Annotated in this window: 17 protein-coding genes and 1 tRNA gene; 4 read left to right on the forward strand and 14 right to left on the reverse strand. The window is 45.4% G+C overall.

Annotated elements, in window-relative coordinates:
- The first annotated feature begins 165 nt into the window (after positions 1-165).
- Positions 166-807: a cupin domain-containing protein gene (locus tag AADZ70_RS10160; protein WP_045925814.1), complete on the forward strand. Its 642-nt coding sequence runs from the start codon at positions 166-168 to the stop codon at positions 805-807.
- A 57-nt stretch (positions 808-864) separates the two neighbouring features.
- Here AADZ70_RS10160 and AADZ70_RS10165 read toward each other — a convergent pair whose 3' ends face one another.
- On the reverse strand, positions 865-1,185 hold the full coding sequence (locus AADZ70_RS10165) for a hypothetical protein (protein WP_342006989.1): 321 nt from the start codon (positions 1,183-1,185) through the stop codon (positions 865-867).
- Between the two features lie 1,143 nt (positions 1,186-2,328).
- Positions 2,329-3,459 carry a Rap family tetratricopeptide repeat protein gene (locus tag AADZ70_RS10170; protein ID WP_342006990.1) on the reverse strand — a complete coding sequence of 377 codons (1,131 nt, stop codon included), beginning with the start codon at positions 3,457-3,459 and terminating at the stop codon, positions 2,329-2,331.
- A 317-nt stretch (positions 3,460-3,776) separates the two neighbouring features.
- On the opposite strand from AADZ70_RS10170, the gene AADZ70_RS10175 reads away from it, so the two are divergent.
- Positions 3,777-3,980, forward strand: a complete 204-nt coding sequence (locus tag AADZ70_RS10175) for a hypothetical protein (protein WP_342006991.1) — start codon at positions 3,777-3,779, stop codon at positions 3,978-3,980.
- Between the two features lie 290 nt (positions 3,981-4,270).
- Here AADZ70_RS10175 and AADZ70_RS10180 read toward each other — a convergent pair.
- The 3 genes from AADZ70_RS10180 to AADZ70_RS10190 form a co-directional block, all read right to left on the reverse strand.
- Positions 4,271-4,343, reverse strand: a tRNA-Ala gene (locus tag AADZ70_RS10180).
- 125 nt (positions 4,344-4,468) lie between these two features.
- Positions 4,469-5,299, reverse strand: coding sequence for an undecaprenyl-diphosphate phosphatase (locus AADZ70_RS10185; RefSeq protein ID WP_045925819.1), 831 nt, complete (start codon positions 5,297-5,299; stop codon positions 4,469-4,471).
- 91 nt (positions 5,300-5,390) lie between these two features.
- Positions 5,391-6,551, reverse strand: a complete 1,161-nt coding sequence (locus tag AADZ70_RS10190) for an AI-2E family transporter (protein ID WP_016938165.1) — start codon at positions 6,549-6,551, stop codon at positions 5,391-5,393.
- 179 nt (positions 6,552-6,730) lie between these two features.
- Between AADZ70_RS10190 and AADZ70_RS10195 the strand changes: the two genes are divergently transcribed.
- On the forward strand, positions 6,731-7,717 hold the full coding sequence (locus AADZ70_RS10195) for a Gfo/Idh/MocA family oxidoreductase (RefSeq protein ID WP_016938164.1): 987 nt from the start codon (positions 6,731-6,733) through the stop codon (positions 7,715-7,717).
- Between the two features lie 31 nt (positions 7,718-7,748).
- Here AADZ70_RS10195 and AADZ70_RS10200 read toward each other — a convergent pair whose 3' ends face one another.
- From AADZ70_RS10200 to AADZ70_RS10220, 5 genes are all read right to left on the reverse strand, one after another.
- Positions 7,749-8,273, reverse strand: coding sequence for a type 1 glutamine amidotransferase domain-containing protein (locus AADZ70_RS10200; protein ID WP_016938163.1), 525 nt, complete (start codon positions 8,271-8,273; stop codon positions 7,749-7,751).
- A 65-nt stretch (positions 8,274-8,338) separates the two neighbouring features.
- Entirely contained in the window at positions 8,339-10,345 is a 2,007-nt protein-coding gene (locus tag AADZ70_RS10205; protein ID WP_016938162.1) for a methyl-accepting chemotaxis protein, read from the reverse strand.
- Positions 10,346-10,460: 115 nt separating this feature from the next.
- A complete protein-coding gene (locus AADZ70_RS10210) occupies positions 10,461-12,446 on the reverse strand; it encodes a methyl-accepting chemotaxis protein (protein WP_342006992.1) in 1,986 nt (661 codons plus the stop codon).
- Positions 12,447-12,573: 127 nt separating this feature from the next.
- A complete protein-coding gene (locus AADZ70_RS10215) occupies positions 12,574-14,562 on the reverse strand; it encodes a methyl-accepting chemotaxis protein (protein ID WP_342006993.1) in 1,989 nt (662 codons plus the stop codon).
- Between the two features lie 183 nt (positions 14,563-14,745).
- Positions 14,746-16,731 (reverse strand): methyl-accepting chemotaxis protein, encoded by a 1,986-nt coding sequence (locus tag AADZ70_RS10220; RefSeq protein WP_045925866.1) that lies wholly within the window; start codon positions 16,729-16,731, stop codon positions 14,746-14,748.
- Positions 16,732-16,873: 142 nt separating this feature from the next.
- On the opposite strand from AADZ70_RS10220, the gene AADZ70_RS10225 reads away from it, so the two are divergent.
- Positions 16,874-17,611 (forward strand): protein-glutamine gamma-glutamyltransferase, encoded by a 738-nt coding sequence (locus tag AADZ70_RS10225; protein ID WP_326352410.1) that lies wholly within the window; start codon positions 16,874-16,876, stop codon positions 17,609-17,611.
- Between the two features lie 17 nt (positions 17,612-17,628).
- On the opposite strand, the gene AADZ70_RS10230 is transcribed toward AADZ70_RS10225, so the two are convergent.
- From AADZ70_RS10230 to AADZ70_RS10245, 4 genes are all read right to left on the reverse strand, one after another.
- Entirely contained in the window at positions 17,629-17,880 is a 252-nt protein-coding gene (locus tag AADZ70_RS10230; RefSeq protein ID WP_016938157.1) for a hypothetical protein, read from the reverse strand.
- A gap of 25 nt (positions 17,881-17,905) precedes the next feature.
- The gene (locus AADZ70_RS10235) at positions 17,906-18,937 is read right to left on the reverse strand and encodes a nitronate monooxygenase (protein ID WP_342006994.1); all 1,032 of its coding nucleotides are present in this window, start codon (positions 18,935-18,937) and stop codon (positions 17,906-17,908) included.
- On the reverse strand, positions 18,930-19,352 hold the full coding sequence (locus AADZ70_RS10240; protein ID WP_095241426.1) for a secondary thiamine-phosphate synthase enzyme YjbQ: 423 nt from the start codon (positions 19,350-19,352) through the stop codon (positions 18,930-18,932). The genes AADZ70_RS10235 and AADZ70_RS10240 overlap by 8 nt, the downstream gene beginning before the upstream one ends.
- Before the next feature lie 121 nt (positions 19,353-19,473).
- Positions 19,474-21,132, reverse strand: coding sequence for an alpha-glucosidase (locus AADZ70_RS10245; protein WP_342006995.1), 1,659 nt, complete (start codon positions 21,130-21,132; stop codon positions 19,474-19,476).
- Positions 21,133-21,191: the final 59 nt, after the last annotated feature.

Consider the following 21,191-nt stretch of genomic DNA (forward strand, 5'->3'; position numbering starts at 1 on the left):
AAGAGATATTTCGAATAAAAGATATATCTTAAATGAATCTTTAGAAAAGTCGTCACAATATTGTTGTCAATTTGGAATCATTGGTTTTTATTCCCTTTTTCACCTATTGGAACCGGGACACATATTCTAGAAATTATACGTTTACACATGAAAGCAGGGGATTGTATGGTTTCTTATATGGATTACACGTCTCCGAATACACAGTTCACATATGATGTGAATGAGAGCCGTTTTTTCACTAAAGATCATCGGAACTTTATCAATGTATTGGGGATTAAACAGTTAAACACGCTTGAAAATATTTCATTATTGGATATCTTTTTGAGCAAGACAAATGTGATTGAACCGCATACCCATCAAAATGCCGCTGAATTGGTGTACTGTATTTCGGGTTCCGCAACCGTGTCGATGCTGAATCCGTTCACCCAGAAAATACGAAATTATCCGATCACCCCCGGGCAAGTGGCGAATATTCCGCAGGGGTGGTGGCATTATGAGATCGCGACTTCAGATAATACCCATCTTTTGGCCATATTTGACGCCCATACGCCTGAAGTGATTTACGGCTCGGATATTCTCCGCCTCACACCGCCCGAGATCATGGCGCATACGTACTGTCTGAATGAACAGGAATGGGAAAAAGCTGTTTCACCGATCCGCAAATCAACTGTGATAGGTCCCGATAAATACTGCGGGCAGTCTGAAAATACGGGTATTCACGATATGAATAAACCTTATCAGCCAAATACGCATTATCCGAATGATCCGTATCGGCATTATGATCCGCCGTTATATTGGGGGTATTAAACGGAGAGCAGGAGCGGCATTAAAAAAAGCCCCTCATGAAAGAGGGGCTCTTAATCATTACGGTCCGGTTCCGCAGCTTACTTTGTACTCACCTTCGGGCAATTTTTTTGAATAACATAAGTGCGGCGTCTGTCCGGTTTCATCTTTCCAATCGAACCAATTTACATCATAAAGGTTCCCGGCCTCATTGTTGTTTTCTTCTTTTCGAAGAATCGCAAAGTAGCTTTGATACGGATAGCCTTTTTTATAAATGTCATGCCTGATGGCTCCTTTTTCTGAAGCAGACGTGAAGACGACAGGAGAAAGAACGGGGAGCGCTGTTAAAAGAGGTGCCACTGCCGCTGAAAGAGTTAGTAGAAGATAGATTTTCTTTTTCATTTTCCTCTTTTTCCTTTCATTTAGTTGTTAGAAATGAAGCAGAACACAGAGGCTGCTGCAGAGGATTAAAAACTTATAAAGGTATGGAGCCAAGGGGCTCGCACCCCTGATCTCTACACTGCCAGTGTGGAAATGATAGGGGTTGCTGACGAATCTTTCTGATAAAAAATCTTCTGTTTGGCGAAAAATGAACAAGTTGGTCCCCAAATAGGATTGTAAATGAAAGTTAATTCCCCACTAGACCTGCCATCAAAACGCCCATCACAATCAATAATAATAGTAAAAGTAAACAAAGTGCCAGGATAACAAAAGAAATATTCTTTGCAATTCCTTTAGGCGATTTGATTGCCAGAGTACTCCCCACGACAATTCCTAGCATTCCAAGCGCCCAATGAATATGAGGCAGAAAGCACAATGTGAATAAAAGGATGATAAGCGACACGATCCCAAAATACTTTCTCATTACTCTCCTTTCTATTTTCCCTCCATTAAATTGATAAATTGAAAAGAAAATTGAACTTATAAATATTGAGTGCCATATTTTTTAAATATTAGCATAGATTTATCGTTCGAGCTGATGGCGACCGATACATACGCGAAGTTATCTGCGCAGTTCATTACGGGACCACCTACGGAAGGATTTCGTGTGAGGGACTTAAAGGGGGATACATGGCTTATTGTATTTGATTCTTTTTTATCCGTTGAGACTTATGAAGTTGGGGGATGATCAAATGACTGATTTTGAACGAAAAGTTATTATATGTCCCGCTTTGGGAAAAATCCCTCCATGGAACAATTGAAAAGAAAAACCAGGTGGATGTTTTGAAACTAATGAAGAAACTAAAAAAACCTTTTCCGAAGAAAAGGCTTTATACGTTCAAGTTTGAAAACGATCAGAAGCTACTTTGATTGTATCCTGTGCTTGTTTTTCTACCGAGTTCATACCCAACCCACATACTAAAGTCAATGTCAGACCCAGGACGATGAAGATGCTCTTTTTAAAATTCATACAGGCACTCTCCTTCTTAGGTTTGATTACGATCAGATGAAACTTGATATGATCCATCAAATGAAACAGCCGAGGCCGTTAGACCGACCCCTGACATTAAAACGACAGCCGATACAATGATAAATACGCCTTTTCTAAAATTCATACAGGCATTCCCCCCTCTGAATTTGTTTTTGCGTTTGAATCATTTTTTGATGATAAACATAAGATTTGTCATATTGTTTTGACTCTGCATAAACAGCAGCCGTATCAAGAGCAATATCTTCCACATACGAATAGTTTTTATTTTTCTCAAGGTAATCAATTGTTTTTTTGATTCCCATTTGGTCTATTGCATTAATATATAAAGCATCCAAATATTTTTGCAGAGATTCAAACAGCTTATCCCCGTGATGTATCGCTGATGAAAGTCCCTTTTTGCTGATTTGAATCGCCTCATTTGTTTTCCCTTGTTTAAATAGAAGCTTTGCGTATGTAAACAAGGAATGCGGAAGGTTACCCAATTTATACTTTTCAGATAACTCTGCTGCTTTTTTTAAGTAGATTTCAGCATTACTATATTCTTCTAGGTCTCCGTAATTCTTTCCTATGTTGTAATAAGCAGAACTGAGCAGCCTTTCATTATTATTTAGTTGTTTCGACAACTCTAAAGCTTTTTCTAAATGCGGCAAACTTTTTTCAAAGCGTTTAAAGTCAACATAATTCCCTGATATGACGAATAGACATTGAATTTTCCGGACTTTATACAACTCATACTGATCGTAAATATCGAGCGCTTGCTTTACGTGATGCATGGAGACGTGGCTTTGTTTCATACCGTAATATGCTTCAGCCAATTTAAAATGAAACTCCGCTCTCTCAATTTCATCATGCACATGAACAAGTTGTTTTTCAGCCTCTCTATAAAAACCGATCGCCTTTACATACTGCTTTTGATCAAATTCATACATGCCGCGGAAAAATAAAGAGTAATAGCATAGCAGTCCGGAAATTCCTTTATTTGATGCTTCGATTTTTTCCAGCAGCTCGTCAATTGTCGGTCTCACGCGGGTAGTCACCGGTTCTAAATAATCCAGCATGAGCTGATGGCGGAATTTCATGAGGGTGTAGTAAATCAGTAGATACTCGTCTTCTTCCATCTCATTTATTTCTTGCTCCACTTCCGCTTTCAAAATTTCCGCATCCGGAACACTGAACTGACGTATCATTTTGTACCATTCATTAATTTTAACGCCTACCTCCGATGATGGTAAAACAGAACTCACAAGGCCACTCCTCCTTTTATATAATATTCTAACATTTCCAAATTATGCTTGGATAAAAAAACCGCAATTTGTTTACGGTCTGCCATATTACTTATTTTCACATAACTGTTGGAATCGTCCATTCCATTTGCGATAATAAAACTAATGCATGGGGAATATAATTGGGAGGATTAAGGATGTGTCATTTTAAAATGCGCCTTACTTTATCACTCAAATGTTTTAAGCTTATGAAAATGTGTACTTTGGAATTGGTTTATAAGTAGACTCTCTACAAGTCTACTTTATTTTTTTCTCATAAATAAACGAGGTGAAAATCAATGGATGGTATAAAATTTTTAGAAGATATAACACGACTCGGAGTAATCATTTTGGTCTTCTCCGGATATGCTGTTTATTGGAAATTAGGTAAAACAAAAAGAGAGCGAGGGCTTACAAAATTTGAAGCTTGTCTTAGGTTCTCTGTGATGTTCGGTATATTAGCTTGGGGGTTTTCGACTCTTGCTTTGAGTTTATGGTCATAATCCTTTTTGTCAATATTCGACTTATCCTGTCTAAACAGATTAAAACCAGATAAATGTACCCTAATTCGGAAAACCACCTAGGCTCTCCTTATAGAAGCCGGTGAAAATATGAGCGCCATTCGAAATGCGCCGGTCATGCAAGCCGAAGACATGTAACCGAAAAACTTGAAAATGAGACAGCTCAATATTTTGAACCATTCAATCTTAATTTGAAGGCGAGGCTTTTTTGGGGCTGTTGGCTCTGTTCCTGACAAATAAAAAAACCCTTATAGAATAAGGGTTTAAAGGTATGGAGCCAAGGGGGCTCGAACCCCTGACCTCTACGCTGCCAGCGTAGCGCTCTCCCAGCTGAGCTATGGCCCCGTGCGATAACGTCATGTTTTATTATAGACGAGTTTCCTTCGAATTTCAAGCCGAAAATTCAGTTTGCTTACATTTTTCCGAGACGTTTTTCAAACATAGAAAAGACCCTCTGGGGGCCTCTTCGTTTATCGCACGAGCATGATTAAAATGATGCCGAGGATGACACGGTAAATGGCGAACGGGACAAGCTTAATCCGATTAATAAGCCGAAGAAAAAATTTGACGACTAAGAGAGCGACGACAAAGGCGCAGATAAAACCGACAAGAAAAAACGGAATCATGTCAGGAGAAAGACTGCTCCAGTATTTCACCAGCTTCAGAAGGCTTGCACCCGCCATAATCGGAATGGCCATGATAAATGTAAAGTCTGCGGCTGCCCGGTGATTCAAGCCGAGAATGACACCTCCGGCAATCGTTGAGCCTGATCGGGAAAAGCCGGGCCACAAGGCGAGACATTGGAATAAACCGACACAGAAAGCCTGTTTGTAGGTGATTCTGTCTACCGTATTGATCGTATCTTTTCTTTTATTGACCCAGTCCGCAATCAGCATAAGCACGGCTCCGGCAATTAGTCCGTAAGCAACCGTTCTGACGGAGAATAGATAGCGGTCAATGAAATCCTCAAATAAAAAGCCGAGCACTGCGGCCGGAACAAGACCGACAGCGATTTGCGCGATGGTCAGCCTGTATCCTTTCTGCTGGTCGCGCGTCACGTTTTTTTTGAGGCCGAGTAAATTTAATATCCGATCCTTAAACACAATGGCCACCGCCAGGATCGAACCGAGCTGGATCACCACTTTGAAGGAATTGGCGGCTTCAGGATTCATCAGGCTTCCGGATTTCAGCCAGATGTCATCCGCTATGATCATATGTCCCGTGGAAGAAACCGGCGCGTATTCCGTCAGCCCTTCCACGATTCCCAAAACGGCTGCTGTGAACATCTCCCATAGTGTCATCCTATTCTTCCCTTCATTTATCATTTACAAAAGAGAAGCTCTCCTCTGAAGGAAAGCCTGTCTTATAATAAATATCATGTCGGTTCCGATTTTATGACTTCGATACTTCATCATTTTTTTCTTCTTCATATAAATGCGAGCGCATTTTGAACCAATCAAACAGATGGGTCGTGACCACTTTGATGACCGCGTAGCCCGGGATGGCTAAAATAATGCCGACAACCCCGAACAGCTTTCCGGCGGTTAAAAGAACAAAGATGATGGTAATCGGGTGAATGTGAAGATTTTTCCCCATGATCTGCGGAGAAATTAATTTTCCTTCCACGAGCTGGACAACGGTCCATACAATCGCAAGCTTCAGCAGCATAAGGGGCGAAGTGACCAAAGCGATAATAATCGCCGGCGTGATGGCAATGGTCGGCCCTAAATACGGAACAACGCTCGTACAAGCGGCAATGACCGCAAGCAGTGACGCATAATCAAGTCCGATAATCAGATAGCCGATAAATAATAAAAACCCGATGCAGAAGCTGACGATGACCTGTCCTCTGATATAGGAGCTTAATCTGTGGTTCATTTCGCTCAGCATCGTATACGTTTGTTCTTTCAGACGGGTGGGCACAAATTTCAAGATATAGATTGGCAGTTTTTTGCCGTCTTTCAGCAAATAGAACAGAATAAACGGCACGGTCACAATCGAAATAATCACTTCCGTCAGCGCACCGATAAAATTCCCGACTCCGGTAAATGTGCTGTTTGCAATTGTCGCCGCCTGCGCCGATACTTTATTGGCAAGATCGGAAATGTTGATATTCATCGTCTTTTGCGCCTGATTTACAAAATCGCTTCCGATCAGGCTTTTCGTCTGATCTTCAACGATGTCCACATATTTCGGCAGATTGTCGATCAAACTCATGATCTGTTCCTTTAAAAACGGAATAATAGAAACGATCGTAATTGTAATCAGCCCTATAATAACGAGGTAAAGGAGCAGGATGGAATAGACCCTTTTCACTCTTATTTTTTCCAATATATCTACGATCGGATTAAGCAGATAATAAACAATTCCTGTCAAAATAACGGGGAGCGCAATCGTTTTGAGCAGGACGATAATGGGTGTGAAAATAAAAGATGTCTTCATAAAGACAAGGATATTGAGACCGATGAGCAGCAATACAAGTAAAAACAAGACAAATTTATTGTCTAAGAAAAACTGTTTAAATCTGCCGCCCCATGTTTGCAATGTTTCCACTATTGTTCCTCCATCATATGTATTTTACTTAAATTGTACACTATCGTTCCTGTAATGAAAAATAATAACCGGTCTCTATGGGAATTTTTCCTATACTTTTGGCGGACAGTCTTTTTTCCATTTATGTTTCTTTGAAAAAAAGCTATAATGTAAGCCAATACATAGAAGGAGCGATAGCAATGATTCGATTTGCAACAGTCGGAACGAATTGGATTACAGAACGATTTCTGGAGGCGGCTTCTGCTATTGATGATTTTCAATTAACGGCGGTTTATTCCAGAACTGAGGAACGCGCGGCGGAATTTGCCGGCAAGCACGGCGCAGCTCATTATTTCACCAGCCTGAGAGAAATGGCGGAAAGCGAAGCCTATGACGCGGTGTATCTCGCCAGCCCGAATGCATTTCACAAAGAGCAGGCGATCCTTTTTATGGAACACGGCAAGCATGTGCTGTGCGAAAAACCGTTTGCGTCTAACGCAAGGGAAACGGAAGACATGATTCACGCAGCCAAATCAAACGGCGTTCTCTTGATGGAAGCCATGAAAACGACGTTTTTGCCGAACTTCAGCATGCTTCAACACCACTTACATAAAATCGGACCGATCAGGAGATTCACGGCAAGCTACTGCCAATATTCATCACGATATGATGCATATAAAAACGGAACGGTGCTTAATGCGTTTAAGCCTGAATTATCGAACGGTTCGTTAATGGACATCGGCGTATACTGCATTTATCCGGCCGTCGTCCTGTTCGGCAAACCGAAAAACGTCATTGCGACTGGTCACAAACTAGCATCCGGCGTTGACGGCGAGGGCACGGTTATTTTGTCATACGACGGGTTTGAAGCGGTACTGATGCATTCAAAAATTTCAAATTCGTTTGCCCCTGCGGAAATACAGGGTGAAGACGGCACAATCGTGCTGGACAGCATTCACGGGCCGGAGCGGGCGGAAATCCGCTATCGTGACGGACGGATGGAGGACATTTCCGTTCCTGATCTGAAACCGGCGATGTATTATGAAACGGCTGAATTCATCAGCCTTCTTCGGAACGGACAGCAGGAGTCTTCCGAAAATACCTTTGAACGCTCTTTCATTACGGCAAGCATTATGGAAGAAGCGAGAAAACAAATCGGAATTGTCTTTCCCGCCGATCAAAACTAAAACATCCGCCCGGGTTTCGGGCGGATGTTTTTTATTTGGACGCTAACAAGTCAGCGAACGCTTTTGCATACTGCGGAAGGTCGGGCGGGCGGCGGCTTGATACAATGTGGCCGTCAGTTACGACGGCTTCATCCAGCCACTGTGCCCCGGCATTTGTCATGTCGTCTTTGATGCCGGGCGTGCTCGTTACTTTTTTTCCTGCGAGAATTCCGGCAGATATGAGCACCCAGCCAGCGTGGCAGATCTGGCCGATCGGCTTTTTCTGCTCGTTCATCGTACGGATGATGTCCAAAACTTCCGGATATCTTCTCAGTTTGTCAGGAGCCCAGCCGCCAGGCACGAGCACGGCATCATACTCCTGAATAATCAGGCTCTTAAAATCGTAATCCGCCGTCGCGGGCACGCCGTATTTTCCTTTGTATGAACGGCCGGCTTCTTCTCCTATTAAATGGACGATCGCGCCTTCCTCCCTCATCCGGTAGACGGGATACCAAAGCTCTAAGTCTTCAAAGTCGTCACTGACAAGCGCTATGACTTTCTTGCCTTCTAATCTCATCACTGCCACTCCCTTCTTTTTTTCAAGTGTATCGCTTTTTTCAGCTGAGGAAAAGAAACAGCTCGTTACAGCTGTTCTTCGCCTTCAGACTGAATCGTAAATTTCCGTGTGACCTGCTGCAGTTCTTCTGCCATGTGCGCAAGCGTTTCAGCAGAGGAACTGATTTCTTCCATGGAAGCCAGCTGCTCTTCGGCTGACGCGGCGATGTCTTGAATGCCGGCGGACCCTTCTTTGGCGACTGAGGTAATGTGCTCCACCGCGTTTGTCACGTTTTGCGACCCGGCCGCAAGCTGCTCAAGCGTTCCGTTCATATGCTGCAAAGCGCCTGAAATCTGAGTCGTCATTTCCGAGATTTTTTTGAAGCTTTCGGCCGTTTGGTCCGTAATATCAAGGCCTTCTTTCACGTCTTGATTCACTGCTTGGAATACAGAAAGCGATGTGGCGATTTCTTTGACGATTTCCTGAATCAGCGTTTCGATTTCCTTGGCGGAGTCGGCTGATTGGACAGCAAGCTTTCTCACTTCTTCCGCAACGACGGAGAAACCGCGTCCGTATTCGCCGGCTCTGGCTGCTTCGATAGCCGCGTTTAGAGCAAGCAGGTTTGTTTGATCGGCAATGCCGTTAATGACGTTCAGAATGCTCTTAATGTCGTGCGACTTCGTTTCCAGTCCTTTTACGACGGCTTCCGCCTGCTGTACGGAACGATCAATTGTTTTCATCTGGCCGACCGTTTTCGCCACTAATTTTTCTCCGCTTCCGGCCGTATCAGAGGTTTGAATGGCCGATTCGGTGATTTCCGCCGATACATTCGCCGTCTCGGCAATGCCCGTATTCATTTGGGACAGGTGATCAGCACTTTCTTCCAATTTCTCGCTTTGTGATTCGTTTCCGTTTGAGAATTGTTCAATCGCAAGTGTGATATGCTCGGTCGCCTTGCTTGTCTGACCGGCAGATGCCGTCAGCTCTTCGGATGAAGAAGCGACATGTTCGACGGATGATTGAATGACGCCGATGACAGACCGGAGTGATGCCGACATCTCATTGAAGCTTTGGCTGAGCTGACCGAATTCATTTTTCGACCTGATGTTAATCACTTCGGTTAAATCGCCGTCACTGATTTTAGCTGATGTCGAGACAAGTTTTTTGAGCGGTTTTGAAATCGAGCGAATGATAAAGAAGATTAAAATCCCGCCGACGATAAGAGAAACCGCAAGAATGATCAGCGCCATTTTCATGACAGGCGCGGCTGCGTCATGTATCTCACTGACAAAGAATGTGCCGGCGATTTTCCAGCCCGTCAGTTTATTTGTCGTGAAGGCCATTTTCTTTTGCTGTCCTTCAAACGTGTATTCAAACGATCCGCTTGATTTAGAAAATACTTCTTTCGTCCACTCTCCGGAGCCTTCCGTTCCCGCTTTGATGGTCGGATGGGCGATGTATTTTTTATCTCCCGTTGTAATGAAAGCAAATCCTTTATGACCGATCTGTACGCGTTCGGAAGCGTTCAAAAGGTCGCCCAGTTTAATATCCAGCGCTACAACGCCTGAGCCGTCTTTTGTCTGCTGGGCAATCGTAACGACCGTTTGTCCGGTTGCAGCGTCCTTATAAGGCTCGGTAAACACCGGCTGTCCGCTTTTTTCAACCGCTTTTGTATACCACTCGCGTGTGAGCGGATTGAAATCGGACGGCACGTCAGCGGACGGATATGTCACAAACGCTTTGTCGGCGGACGCGGCATAAATTGATGTGACATCGTCATTTACGGTGACATACTGCTTCATATTTTCAAGCAGGTCGGATTTATTTTTTTTGTTCATTTTGTCCTTTGTGATTAATTCACTGTAATAGTCAAGTCCTTTCAGCTTGCCTTCGAGCATGTTTTCCAGCACGCTGTTCAGTTCGCTGACATTTCCTTGCGCGCTGTGGGTCAGTTCGTTTTCTAATGTACTTCCTGCCGTTTGGTAGCTGAAATAGGCAAGTATGCCGACTGGAAGCACCAATACGGCTAAAAATGCCGCGATAAGCGGCTTGCTGATGGATGGCTGTTTGATCCAATGTATCAGTTGTTTCATTTTTTCAGTCTCCTTCTTTGAAAAGCTAAATCTATTATCGACAGCTAGGACAAAAGATTTATTAAAAAAACTAAAAAAAACACCCAAACAGCACATTTGGGTGTTCTATGGACTATTATTCTATTTTAAATTGTTTCGTCATATCACGTAATTCTTCCGCCATCTGGGATAACGTTTCTGAAGACGAACTGATTTCTTCCATGGAAGCCAGCTGTTCTTCGGCGGATGCCGCGATATCCTGAATGCTGGCTGAACTTTCTTTTGCGATGGACGCGATTTGCTCGGAAGCACCTGAAATCTGCTGCGAACCGGCTGTCAGCTGTTCTACCGTGGCATTCATGTTTTGAATTTCTCCGGCGATCTGGTTCGTCATTTCCGAAATCCGCCTGAAGCTCGTTTCGGTCTGATTCGTAATATCCAGCCCGCTCTCCACCTCTTTGTTGACGGATTGGAACATGCCGAGAGATGTATTGATTTCGTTGACGATTTCTATAATTAAGCTTTCGATTTCTTTCGCTGAATCGGCAGACTGCACCGCAAGTTTTCTCACTTCTTCTGCGACGACGGAGAAGCCCCGGCCGTATTCACCGGCACGCGCGGCTTCAATTGCCGCGTTCAGCGCAAGCAGATTTGTCTGATCGGCGATTCCGTTAATGACACGGAGAATGTTTGTAATGTCTTTTGATTTTGTTTCAAGCCCGCGCACCACTTGTTCAGCTTCTTTCACTGACCGGTCAATGACGTTCATTTGACCGACTGTCTGATGAACGAGCTTTCCGCCTGAATTGGCGACTTCCGCTGATGTGACGGAGGATTCAGTAATGACAGCAGATGCTTTCGCCATATCTTTGAGCCCGCTGTTCATTTGGTAAATATGTTCCGCGGCGCTTTCAATTTTTTCACTCTGGCTTTCATTTCCGTTAGAAAATTGTTCGATTGCCAGTGTGATATGTTCGGTTGCCTGGCTTGTCTGCTCCGCTGAAGCCGTCAGCTCCTCTGAGGAAGACGCGACGTTATTCACGGAATCCTGAATGGCATGGATGAGAGACCTGAGTGAAGCGGCCATATTGTTAAAGCTTTTGCCAAGCTCGCCTAATTCGTCTTTTGACTGGATCTCGATCGTTTCGGTTAAATCGCCTTCACTGATCTGTTTCGACGATCTCACAAGCTGCTTGAGCGGTTTTGTGATTGAACGGATAATCAGCACCATGACGATGGTTCCGATGGCAATTGCTAACACCAGAACGAGCAGGGACAGATGAAGGATCGGCAGCGCCGCTTCATGAATTTCGTCCAGATACATCGTTCCGCTGATTTTCCAGCCTGTCAGCTCGTTCGTATCATAAGCCATTTTCTTTTCCTGGCCGTCATATTTGTATTGAAAATCACCTTTTTTGCTGCCGTACAGCTGTTCAGCCCAATCTCCGTCTAATGCTGTGCCTGACGTGCGGTTCGGGTGGGCGACCACTTTTTTGTCTTTCGTCAGGATGAAAGCGTAGCCGGATTTTCCGAGTTTTACTTTCTTTGTCGTTTTCAGAAGTTCTTCGATTTTCATATTGATAGCGACGACCCCTGAGCCGTCCTTCGTCTGCTGGACGATCGTCACGACCATCGTATTGGTGGAAGCCGTGCGGTAAGGATCTGTTACAACAACTTTCCCCTTGTTTTCCACGGCTTTTTTATACCAGTCCCTTTCAAGCGGATTATATCCTTTAGGCATCTGCAGATCGGGATACCGTGTGAAATGGCCTTCCGTGTCACTCGTATAGATGGATTCCACATCTTTATTGATTTTCATATACTCTGTGAATTTATCAGTAATTTGCGATTGGTTTTTCGGCTTGTACCGATCCTTGGTGAGCCAATCGCTGAAATATGCCGTTCCGTCTTCCTTCTGGCTGATGCTGGTATTGATCATATCATTAATCTGCTGCACATTATCTAATGCGCTTCCCATCATCTGCTTGTCAAGCGTGCTTACCGCCGATTGATATGCGATAAAAGCCAGAGTTGAAATCGGCAGAATAAGAATGGCCAAAAAAGAAATGAGCAGTTTTCTTGTAAGCGATCTCTGCTTGATGATTTGCATGATTTTTTTCATCTGCTATATCTCCTCTTACGTGTTTACCCTTCATATCGGCGATTATGGGTAAATATACATATCCAAAAAGAAGAAATATAACAAAACATACTTTTTACCTATTACAAAAGTAGTCTTTTAGACTTAATTAAAAACTTATTTTAAAGCGTTTTGTCAGCTTGCGTAATTCTTCCGCCATTTTTTCCAGCGTGACGGCGGATGAGCTGATCTCTTCCATAGAGGCGAGCTGCTCTTCAGCAGAAGCCGCAATGTCCTGAATGCCGGCCGCGCTTTGTCTGGAGACGGCCGCGATATCCTCTGAAGCGTTCGATACTTCCTGAGATCCGGCGGAAAGCTGTTCTACGGTTGCATTCATATTTTGCAGTTCACCGGCAATCTGATTTGTTTTGACGGAAATGTCCCGGAAGCTTTTTTCCGTTTCGTCCGTCAGCTGAAGTCCGCTTTTCACCTCGTGATTGACGGATTCCAGCATTCCGAGCGATGTATGAATTTCTTTAACAATTTCATGGATTAAGGTTTCGATTTCTTTTGCTGAATCGGCTGATTGAACGGCAAGCTTTCTCACTTCTTCGGCAACGACTGAAAAACCGCGTCCGTATTCTCCCGCTCTTGCCGCTTCAATGGCTGCGTTTAAAGCGAGAAGATTCGTTTGATCGGCTATGCCGTTAATGACGCGCAAAATGCTGGTGATGTCCTGCGATTTGTGCTCAAGCCCTTTTACGACTTGTTCCGCTTTACTTACGGATTGATCAATGGTGTCCATCTGGCCTGCTGTTTTCTTAACAAGCCGCTCTCCGGCACCGGATATCTCCGCCGATTCAATAGAAGTTTCCGTCACAACGGCTGCCGCTTCCGCCAGATCGCTGAGCCCGTCTTTCATCTCATTCACTTGGGCTGTCGCTTTTTCAATGCTCTCACTTTGGTCTTCCGTTCCATTAGAAAACTGTTCAATCGCAAGGGTGATATGTTCCGTTGCTTTGCTCGTCTGCTCGGCGGAAGCCGTCAGCTCCTCTGAGGAGGAAGCGACATGTTCAACAGAGTCCTGAATCCCCTGAATAAGCGTCCGGAGTGAATCTGTCATATGATTAAAACTTTTACTGAGCACGCCAAGCTCATCTTGAGAGCTGACTTGAATGGTTTCCGTCAGATCTCCGCTTCTGATTTTTTCCGCTGACGCTGCGAGACGTTTTAACGGTTTTGTAATAGAGCGGATGACAAAATAAATGAAAACCATTCCTGCGGCAACCGCTATGGCCAAAATGATAATGGCTGTGATCAAAACCGGTCTTGCCGCGTCCTTGATTTCATCAACGGACATGGTTCCGCTGATTTTCCAGCCTGTCGCCTCATTGGTGACATACGCCATTTTTTTCGCTTTTCCGTTCATCGTATATTCAAAATCGCCTTTTTCCCCGCTGTATAATGTATCAACCCATTTTCCCGATACCGCCGCGCCGGATTTTTCATTGCTGTAGGCAACGGCTTTTTTATTTTTGCTGAGGATAAAGGCGTATCCTTCTTTTCCGATATTGACTTCTTTTGTCATCGTAATGAGATCGTCGATTTTAATATCAATGGCGACGACCCCTGAGCCGTCCTGAGCCGCACGGGCCATGGTAACGACCATCTTTTTGTTTGAAATGGACTGGTAAGGGTCTGTGATGATGGTCTGGCCTTTATTCTCCATGGCTTCTTGATACCAGTTTCTCTCAAGCGGATTGAAATCGGCCGGCATATCGGCATGAGGATAACGTGTAAACGTTCCTTCCTTGCTGCTTGAAAATACAGCGGCAGCTTTATCATTGCTTTCTATGAACTGCTTGAATCTGTCTTTCATTTCCGTTTGGTTTTTTTCTTTAAATTTTGCGCTTGTCGCCCATTCGCTGAAATATGCTGAGCTTTTTGTAAACGTTCCGATCCGGTCATCAATCATATTGTTTAAGATTTGCACATTCCCTTCGGCGCTTTCCATCATTTGATTTTCAACGGATGAGGCAGCCGAACGATAGGCGCTGGCAGCCAGCACTGCTACCGGAATGATTAAGATCAGTAAAAATGAAATGATGAGTTTTCTGGCTATTGATTTTTTTGCGATGTTTTTTGCTGTTTTTTTCAATTTTGTAAACCTCTTTCAATCATTTACTGTTTATATCGGCAATCTCCCTTTTTATTACATTGAAAATTTAGTCATAAATGAAAAATAGTTCTATGTGCTCTTTTTCAGATAAGACTTTTTATTTAATTTTCCCGATGAAGCCATAAAAAAAGACGCCTTCCATCCGGAAAGCGTCCTTTTTTACTAGTTGATTTTAAATTGTTTCGTTAATTCCCGCAGTTCTTCGGCCATTTGCGCCAAAGTGTCGGCGGATGTGCTGATTTCTTCCATAGATGCAAGCTGTTCTTCTGCGGATGCGGCAATATCCTGAATGCTTGCTGCGCTTTCCCGTGAAACGTCCGCAATATCGGTTACCGCGGCTGAGACGTGCTGAGAGCTGTCTGACAGCTGTTCAACCGTGCCGTTCATGGATTGCAGCTTCTCGGCGATGTCATTTGTCATGCCGAAGATATTCTGGAAGCTTTCTTTTGTTCGGTCCGTCACCGCAAGTCCTGATTGCACTTCTTCATTAACGGATGTAAACATGTGAAGCGACGTATTAATTTCAGACGTGATTTCCTGAATGAGTTTTTCAATCTCTTTTGCAGAACCGGCGGATTGGACGGCAAGCTTTCTCACTTCTTCCGCTACTACTGAGAAGCCCCGCCCGTATTCACCGGCTCTTGCCGCTTCAATGGCTGCATTTAATGCAAGCAGGTTTGTCTGATCGGCAATGCCGTTGATGACTCTCAAAATATGAGCGATGTCTTTTGATTTGGCCTCAAGGCCTTTTACAACAGCTTCCGCCTGCTGGACGGATTGATTGATGAGATTCATCTGCCCGACGGTTTGCTGCACATATTCTTCCCCGGTGCCGGCAGCTTCTTTCGATTGTTTAGATGCTTCCGTAATGGATGATGATGTGCGGGAAACGGCGGCGAGCCCGTCATTTATATGATTCAGCTTGGCTGAGCTTGAATCGACTTTTTCACTCTGCTCTTCGTTCCCGTTTGAAAACTGCTCAATCGCCATCGTAATATGCTCCGTCGCTTTGCTTGTCTGCGAAGCTGAGGCGGTCAGCTCTTCTGATGACGCGGCCACGTTGTCGACCGAGCTTTGGATCGCGCTGATCAGTCCGCGCAGAGATTCTCCCATTTCATTAAAGCTTGCGCCCAGTTCGCCCAGTTCATCTTTCGAGCGGATCTCAATGGTTTCAGTCAGGTCTCCGCCGCTGATTTGTTTAGACGAGCGGACAAGACGTTTCAGCGGTGATGTGATGGATCTGACAATAAACAGAATTAAAATTCCCCCGATGATAATGGATGCTGCAAGGACGATCATTCCCATCGTCAGCACCGGTTGTGAGGCGTCTTTAATTTCGTTGAGCTCCATGCTCCCCTCTATTTTCCACCCGGTCAGTTTATTTGTCGTAAATGCCATTTTTTTATTTTCATCATCAAGCTTGTATGAAATAATCCCGCTGTCTTTGCTGTATACCTCGTTCAGCCACGGGGTTGAGACTTTATCGCCCGGTTTGTGGTCTTTATGCGCGACATAGGTTTTATTTTTAGATGTGATAAACACGAAGCCTTTTTGCCCGATTTTGATTCCCTGCATCTGCTTCAGCAGCTGGTCAATCGTAATATCCATGGCCACTACGCCTGTTCCGTCCTGCATCTGCTTTGCCACGGTGACGACCATGCTGCCGTCGCTTGCCGCGGTGTAAGGATCGGTGACAACGAGCGTGCCGCCGGCCTTTACAGCGTCTTTATACCATGTCCGTGTTCTCGGATCGTAATCAGCCGAAATATTTTCCTTCGGCGCCTGTGTGTAGCTGCCGTCTTCCGTTCCTCCGTAAATACGGGCTACGTCCTTATGAATAGACGTGTATTGCCCGAACTTTTCTTCAAGAGCGGACATGTTTTTCTTTGAGAATGATGACCCTTTTAAGGTTTCACTGAAAAATTCAATCGCCTTTGCTTTTGCGCCGATATCATTTGTAATGGTTGTGTTAAAAGATTCGATGTTGTTTTTCGCGTTGCCTGAAATCTGATCATCCAGCGAATTGCTCGCCGTATGGTATGAACTGAATTCTAACACGAGAATCGGTATGATTAAGATCACGATAAATGAAATGATTAATTTACGTGAAATCGATGCCTTTGTGCACCAATTAATGAATTTTTTCATATTAAGCTGCTCCCTCATGTGTGATACCTTATATATCGGCTCAGACTTCACATTTTGTTAACATTTCCTCCTTTTTTATGACTTGATTTTCATTTCCCAAGCTTCCTGCATACCTTATAAAAAAAGATAGGGGGGCGCGCAGATGATTATCATTTCCGGCCAAGTGCTTCGGCCCCAGGACATTGCGAACTGGCAGACGGAAGAAAGCCTTGTTCCGTATCTAAATGAACTGACCCATTCTCCCGTACAATTTGATTACGGATCGATTGCTGAACTGATGTTTGAAGCACGGCTGCGGCGCCATATTGTGGAAGCCGCAAGAGAACTGCACGGATCAGGCGCAAAATTTGCGACTTTCGCCAAAACATACGGAAATACGGCTTATTGGAGACTGACGCCGGAAGGAGCCCTGGAGCTGAAGTACAGAATTCCCGCTTCAAAAGCGATTCGGGATATTGTTGAAAACGGGGCGTTTTATGCATTTGAATGCGCGACGGCCATTGTCGTGATTTATTATCTGGCCGTTTTAAAGACAATCGGTGAAGAGCGGTTTGACCGCCTTTTCCGGGATATTACTTTGTATGACTGGCACTATGAGCATCTGCCGATCTACACGGAAACCGGCAGCCACTTTTTAAGGGGAGATTGTTTATATTTTAAAAACCCTGATTTTAATCCTGCAAAGGCCCAGTGGCGGGGAGAAAATGTCATTGTGATGGGGAATGACCAATATTTCGCCCACGGTCTCGGGATTCTGACCGCTGAACAGATTATCCAGAAATTGAATTCTTTAAGAAAAAGAGATGCCGTGCAGTCGGCTTATCTGCTTTCTCAGGCGACAAGGCTTGATGCGCCCGCGCTATATCGGATGATGCATTAAAACAATCCCATCGTCTGTCAATGTGACGATGGGATGTGGAATGCTTTTCTTTTTCGGTAAAAAGCCGTCGTGCCGAGCGCTTGATTTGCCGCCCATTCAAACTTCTCTAAATCATGGCTGGTGACGGCTCTGTCCCGTCTGCTCCATTTAATGGCCCGGACAAAGTAATACCCTTTAATCGGCGCCATGGTGACTTTGGAATGCGGAAAATCTTCAAAGACAAACTCAATATTTCCTCTTTTTTTATAGGACATTTGAAGAATCTTCATCTTCCATCACCTCACAGCATCTTGATTATGATCGGCACAAGCGGTCCAAAACGGCTTTCACATCTGTCGGCCCTTCAAGTTTCGCGGCGGACTGGCCCGCCCATAAAGACATGTACTCCGCATCTCCCGATTGAGCCGCATGCCCGCGCATCGGCTTTGTGAGCGTATTATGCAGCGGATAAGGCAGCGTTTTTCCCTCGTCAGCTTCATATGTTTTCATGAACTGATTCACGATTCCGCGCGCCTGTTTTCCCGAAAACAAGGTGGTCAGCCGTGTGTCGGCTCCTTTTGATTCGGCAATGGCTTTTTGATATGCCGGTGAAGCGCTGCTTTCTTCACAAAGGAGAAACGGCGTGCCGACTTGAACGCCGTCCGCACCCAAACATCGGGCTGCCTGCACCCCGCGGCGGTCAAAAATGCCGCCTGCCGCAATGACCGGGATATTCAGCGCATCTTTAGCCTGCGGAATGAGCGCCATAAGACCGAGAGCCGGTTCTCCTTTAACCGGCAGAAACGATCCGCGATGTCCCCCGGCTTCTATTCCTTGTAGGATAACGGCGTCCATTCCCCGCTCTTCAAAAGCCTTCGCTTCCTCCGGCGTTGTCGCCGTGCCGAACAGGAAGCAGCCGTTTTTCTTCAGCTTTTCCGCCGTTTCTTCCGGCGGCAGGCCGAAGGTGAATGAGCACGCTTTGACCCCGTAACGGATCAGAAGCTCCGCTTTTTCTTCAAAATCGTTCCACTCTTCTTTCAGATCGGAGAACGGCTTGGCGTCTTTTGCCCTCGGGATGCGCGCTTTCCATTGTTCAACCAGTTCCTCCTCGGGCATCTGCCTTTCTTCCGGGACGAACAGATTCACTTGAAAGGAGCGGCCGGTCAGGTCTTTCATCTCGATAAGCTGTTTTTCAAGCGCCGGCGGGCTGACGTATCCTGAAGCGAGGCTTCCGAGCGCCCCTTCATTTGATACCGCCGCAGCCAGGCGCGGCGTGACAAGCCCTCCGGCCATCGGCGCCTGAATGACTGACTTTGTTAATGATAAGGCGTCCATCCACTCACTCATTTGCGGCTGCCTCCGTTTCAGCGTGGATTTTGATATAACATGTTCTGTTTCTCGGACCGTCAAATTCGCAAAAATAAATGCCCTGCCACGTTCCGAGGATCAGGCGCCCGCCTTCTATGATGACATGCTGGGATGCGCCCGTTGTACTCGCCTTCATATGTGCCGCCGTATTTCCCTCCATATGCCGGTCCAGTTCGTGCTCCCACGGATACACTTCGTCAAACCTGCGGAGCATATCCCTTTTCACATCCGGGTCGGCATTTTCATTGATGGTAATGCCGGCGGTGGTATGGGGACAGTATATGAGCGCCAAACCGTTTTTCACGCCTGTTTCGCGGAGAAACGCTTCCGCTTCATGTGTGATGTCGATCATTTCATCCCGTCTGTTTGTTTGAATCTGCAATTGTTTCAGCATATGAATGCCTCCTCTCTTTTTCTCTCCCTTTCCCATATTCGTTTCTGTATTTGTCTTTTCCTGTCGGATCGCGATGATAAACGCAGATCATAAAAAACTTCAGCCCCAAAACTGAAGTTTTTCACCATATATATACGCGGGCCTCATAAGGCTTTAAAAGGAAGGATGTCACATGCCGATGCGGCGGCGTTTCCATGTTTGCGAGCACGAGCGCATCGGCGGCAAGCGGATAACCGGGGTGCCTGTATAATGCGGGAGTTTTAGACAGATTGGTGATGATCAGGGCGGTTGTTGTTCCGTTTTTTCTTAGGTAGGCATAAATCTGCCGGTCTTTTGGAAGCAGCAATTCATAAGTTCCGCTGATCAATACGCCATGTTCTTTCCTGAGGGCGATCAGCCGTTTGTAGAAATGGTATACGGAGGTTTCATCCTTCATTTGCGATGCAGCGTTCAGCCATGTGTGATTCGGATTCACCCCGAGCCACGGAGAAACTTCAGAAAACCCGCCGTTCGCCGTCCCGCTCCATTGCATCGGTGTCCGTGAATTATCCCGGCCCTTCTTCCAGATCGTCTTCATCACTTTTTCATGCGGAACGCCGCGGGACGTCTCTTTTTCATACAGCTGTTTGATTGTGACGTCGTCGTAATCTTCAATGGATGGGAACGAAACATTGGTCATGCCGAGCTCCTGTCCCTGGTAAATAAACGGCGTGCCTTTCATCAGCATATACATCGCGGCAAGTGCCTTAGCGCTTTCTGTCAAAAACCGTTCGTCACCCCATACCGAAACGGATCGGGGCTGGTCGTGATTTTCCATAAATAACGCATTCCAGCCTTTTCCTTCAAGGCTGTTCTGCCAATCGGACAAAACGCGCTTAAGCGCCGGGATGCAAATGCTTTGATCATCATCCGTATCCCAAAGGCCGAGGTGTTCAAATTGAAAAATCATATGGAAGACGCCGTTTTCTTCACCGGCCCAATCAGCCGCCTCCCAAGCCGTCACCCCGTTCGCCTCGCCGACCGTCATGATCGGATAATGTGAAAATGTTTCCCGCTTCAGCTCTTTTAAGAGATCCACGATGCCTTCTGTATTCATATGATACGGGAAGGACGGGACATACGGGAGACCGTCCGGATTCGGCATGTCAGGGAGCCCTTCTTTTTTCTTGATGTGAGAAATGGCATCCACCCGGAAGCCGTCAATGCCTTTATCAAGCCACCAGCGGATCATCTCATAAACGGACTGCCTCATCGTTTCGTTTTCCCAATTTAAATCAGGCTGTTTTTTATCAAACAGGTGAAGGTAATACTGGTTTGTCTTTTGATCATATTCCCACGCCGATCCGCCGAAAATGCTTTCCCAATTGTTCGGCTCTTTGCCGTTTTTTCCGTCTCTCCAGATGTACCAGTCCCGTTTTTCGGAATCTTTCGCTGAGCGCGATTCGATAAACCAAGGATGTTCATCACTCGTATGGTTGACGACGAGGTCTATAATCAGCTTCATGCCGAGTGCATGGATATCCCCGAGGAGCCGGTCAAAATCCTCCATCGTCCCGAATTCTTCAGCAATTTGTTTGTAATTTCGAATATCGTAGCCGTTGTCGGCGCCCGGCGAGTCAAAAACGGGGCAAAGCCAGATCACATCAGCCCCCAACTCTTTTATGTAATGAAGCTTTGCTCTGATGCCGTTCATGTCGCCGATTCCGTCCCCGTTCGAATCCATAAAGCTGCGGGGATAAATTTGATAGACGGACGCCGTTTTCCACCAATCCGTTTTCATACCGTCCACTCCTTTCTTTACAGCATATGAAGGAGCGGGATGAAGAAGCATTTTTTTCG

It is taken from the genome of Bacillus sp. YBsi01 (assembly GCF_038406745.1).
Taxonomy (GTDB): Bacteria; Bacillota; Bacilli; order Bacillales; family Bacillaceae; genus Bacillus; species Bacillus siamensis.